The sequence below is a fragment of the Legionella sp. km772 genome, assembly GCF_003989735.1.
Lineage (GTDB): Bacteria > Pseudomonadota > Gammaproteobacteria > Legionellales > Legionellaceae > Legionella.
This window is the reverse complement of record NZ_RZGQ01000287.1, coordinates 1-2,225: the sequence shown is the minus strand read 5'-3', so window position 1 is coordinate 2,225 and position 2,225 is coordinate 1. Positions and strand designations below refer to the sequence as shown.

Genomic DNA, 2,225 nt, shown 5'->3' with positions numbered 1-2,225 from the left:
ATCAAATAATCACTATAAAGATCAAGCATATCCATTTAATTCCCTCCCTAAAATTAAGGGCGGAATTCTAATGCTTTTTAGTCAAACTACAAGTTTATGTGCGTAACATGAGTAAATAACCAAGTGATTGACTCGCTGCATATTCCCCAAAATGAGATAAATAAGGTCATTGCGGAAGAAAAGCAGGAGTTAATTCGGCGAGAGCAGCTCTACCGCCCTACGAATCATCATTTTTTAGCCCTAAGCAATAAAACTATTTTATTGATTGATGATGGCATTGCTACGGGTTATACCATGAAAGCGGCTATTATAGCCTTACAACAAAATAAACCGGCAAAAATTATTGTCGCAGTCCCAGTAGGCTCTTTAAGCGCGATCAAGGAATTAAAAAAAATGGCGGATGAAGTAGTGTGTCTAAATAGCCCTAAGGATTTTGGTGCTGTAGGTTTTTATTATGCCAATTTTAATCAAACCAGCGATGAAGAGGTAGGTGACTTATTAAAACGCCGCTCGGAGCTGCATTAATTAAATCAGGCAAATGATACTCTTTATTTTCCTCCAGCCAGCCCGAAGTGCGCTCAGCGCTCTTAATGGGGACGCATGATAAAAAGCGCAAGATCGTTTTTTAACAGTTGTACTAAGATTAAAAATAATAGAACCATCATTAATCGATAAATCAAAATTTCTAAAGCTATTGATATAGGCTCACCCCGAATTTTCTCAATAAGCGTATAAAGAATAGCTCCTCCATCTAATCCAGGAATAGGAAAAAGGTTAATAAAGGCTACCGCAACACTTAAACCGGCAATGAAATACAAAAAAACTAAAATGCCTTGGCTGAGAGAAGCAATAGAAGTAGCAAATAAGCCTATAGGCCCTAATAAGACTGAAAAAGGAATTACCCCCGTGAATAATTGTTTTAAAATAATTAAGAAGAAATAAACATAATGGCTAATTGTATTATTTGCTTGTTGTATTGCATTCCCTAAGGAAGGTGCTTTTAAGAGTTGTTGCGCTGCCTTTACATTCGGAACCAAGCCAAGACTAGCCAATAAAGATCGCGCCTGTTCATTAAATCCTATCTGGCTTAGATCCAAAGTAGTTTGTTTTATTTCTCCAGTGCTCGTTTTTAAAGAGACTGGAATATTTTTTTGGCCCCATGAAACAATTAATTCTTGTCCGACGTCTTGCCAAGAAAAGGTATCCCTACCCGCAATAGATAAAAATTGCTCTTGCGGCATTATTCCCGCTTTTGCTGCTACACTATTAGCTTGGACTGTTTCAATTTCAGGTATTCGATAATGAATGCCTATAGAGAATACCAAAATAAATGCTAACCATGCCGTTATGATATTGGCGCAGGCACCAGCCAATAAAACAATGATACGTTGCCAAATGGGTTTTTTATCAAAGCAACTTGCTTCTTCTTCGGGTTTTACCGGAGCAATACGGGTATTATTTAATTGGACATAGCCTCCTAAAAACCAGCGGCCTAAAACCCATTCACACCCAGAGCGGCCCTGCCATTGAACTAAAGGTTTACCAAAACCAATGGCAATTCGTTTGATTTTTATATGGAACAAATGAGCAGCTAAAGCATGCCCAGCCTCATGGATACCAATTACTAAAAATAAAGTAAGAAGTATGGCTAAAAATGCCAGCAACATGAAATATCCCTATGTTCTTATTATTGTTTAGTATTATCTACTACCAATTGCAATTTAGGAATCCCCTTTCTGCCAGAAAACTCATAGCCCGCGCGAAAAACTTCAAAGATACGGTAAGGTTGGTTAGTCTCACTATCAATTAGCTCAACCTCATCCCCATGATCATCGACTAAGGTGACAGTCAAATGTATTTCACGATAGCCGTTGATATGGTAACGATCCTTAAAAAGATTTAATACTTTTTCCAAGCTTTCTAAAGCCTCTTGCCCCTCGTGTTGGCCTTGTAAAATAATGTCCATGAGTTGCTCCTTTTTTTTAATTGCACAACATGTACAATATTATTCTATTCTGGTTGGCGGCAAAAGGAAAAACTACTTTAGAAATAGTGGGCTATTTCCTTAAAATATTAATTAAATTTTTTAAGCATGGATGATTTACCCCAGGGTCACCTCATGAAAAATTTTGAGATAAGATAGTGGTTAAAATAGAATCATCCCATCCAGCATTTTTTCTGAGCCGCTTAATAGATTGCCTTTTCATCTGATTTTTAGTTAATTG

Annotated in this window: 3 protein-coding genes; 1 reads left to right on the top strand and 2 read right to left on the bottom strand. The window is 37.2% G+C overall.

What is annotated here, in order from left to right:
- Window positions 1–123 precede the first annotated feature (123 nt).
- Window positions 124–525, top strand: a complete 402-nt coding sequence (locus ELY15_RS15285; protein ID WP_127101548.1) for a phosphoribosyltransferase — start codon at window positions 124–126, stop codon at window positions 523–525.
- A gap of 62 nt (window positions 526–587) precedes the next feature.
- Here the strand turns inward: ELY15_RS15285 and ELY15_RS15280 are convergent, their stop codons facing one another.
- The gene (locus tag ELY15_RS15280; protein ID WP_127101546.1) at window positions 588–1,667 is read right to left on the bottom strand and encodes an RIP metalloprotease; all 1,080 of its coding nucleotides are present in this window, start codon (window positions 1,665–1,667) and stop codon (window positions 588–590) included.
- Window positions 1,668–1,687: 20 nt separating this feature from the next.
- Window positions 1,688–1,966, bottom strand: coding sequence for a hypothetical protein (locus tag ELY15_RS15275; RefSeq protein WP_127101544.1), 279 nt, complete (start codon window positions 1,964–1,966; stop codon window positions 1,688–1,690).
- Between the last annotated feature and the right edge of the window lie 259 nt (window positions 1,967–2,225).

What these genes read in the sequence shown, in the direction of transcription:
- ELY15_RS15275 (WP_127101544.1), bottom strand. Translation starts at nt 1,966, where the DNA reads ATGGACATTATTTTACAAGGCCAACACGAGGGGCAAGAGGCTTTAGAA.
- ELY15_RS15280 (WP_127101546.1), bottom strand. Translation starts at nt 1,667, where the DNA reads ATGTTGCTGGCATTTTTAGCCATACTTCTTACTTTATTTTTAGTAATT.